Raw genomic sequence first — 1,045 nt, forward strand, 5'->3', positions numbered from 1 at the left:
CATGTGGCCTCCGTGCAGGACTACATCGACCGCGGGGTGCTCAAGGAGCGCCCGGACGGCACCCGCAACCCGCTGCAGACGCTGCCGCTCACGGAGAAGATCCAGGAGGAGAGGTTCGACGCCGTGTTCGGCGGCGGGCGCCGGGACGAGGAGAAGGCGCGCGCCAAGGAGCGGGTGTTCTCGCTGCGCGACGAGTTCTCCCAGTGGGACCCCCGCCGGCAGCGGCCCGAGCTGTGGAACCTCTACAACGGGCGGCACGCCCCCGGTGAGCACGTCCGCGTGTTCCCGCTGTCCAACTGGACCGAGCTGGACGTCTGGCAGTACATCGCCCGCGAGGGCATCGAACTGCCGGAGATCTACTTCGCGCACGAGCGTGAGGTGTTCGCCCGTAACGGCATGTGGCTGACCGCGGGTGAGTGGGGCGGCCCGAAGGACGGCGAGACCGTCGAGAAGCGGCAGATCCGCTACCGCACGGTCGGCGACATGTCCTGCACGGGCGCGGTGGACTCCGACGCCGACACCATCGAGAAGGTGATCGCCGAGATCGCCGCCTCCCGGCTCACCGAGCGCGGCGCGACCCGCGCCGACGACAAGCTGTCCGAGGCCGCGATGGAAGACCGCAAGCGCGAGGGGTACTTCTAAGCATGAGCACGACCACGGAACTCTCCGAGACGACCCTTCTGCGGTTCGCGACCGCCGGTTCGGTCGACGACGGCAAGTCCACCCTCGTCGGACGGCTGCTGCACGACTCCAAGTCGGTCCTCGCCGACCAGCTGGAGGCCGTCGAGCACGCCTCCCGCAACCGCGGCCAGGAAGCCCCCGACCTCGCCCTGCTCACCGACGGCCTGCGCGCCGAGCGGGAACAGGGCATCACCATCGATGTGGCCTACCGCTACTTCGCCACCCCCAGACGCCGGTTCATCCTCGCCGACACCCCCGGCCATGTGCAGTACACCCGCAACATGGTCACCGGCGCCTCCACCGCCGAACTCACGGTGATCCTGATCGACGCCCGCAACGGCGTGGTCGAGCAGACCCGCCGGCA

2 protein-coding genes are annotated in these 1,045 nt (G+C 69.6%); both read left to right on the forward strand.

Going from position 1 to position 1,045, the window contains the following annotated elements:
- A partial coding sequence (gene cysD / locus ACWDRW_RS40325) for a sulfate adenylyltransferase subunit CysD (RefSeq protein ID WP_451733587.1) occupies nt 1-642 on the forward strand: 642 nt, incomplete at its 5' end.
- Between the two features lie 2 nt (nt 643-644).
- A partial coding sequence (locus ACWDRW_RS40330; protein WP_451733590.1) for a GTP-binding protein occupies nt 645-1,045 on the forward strand: 401 nt, incomplete at its 3' end.

This window comes from Streptomyces sp. NPDC003635 (assembly GCF_053587635.1).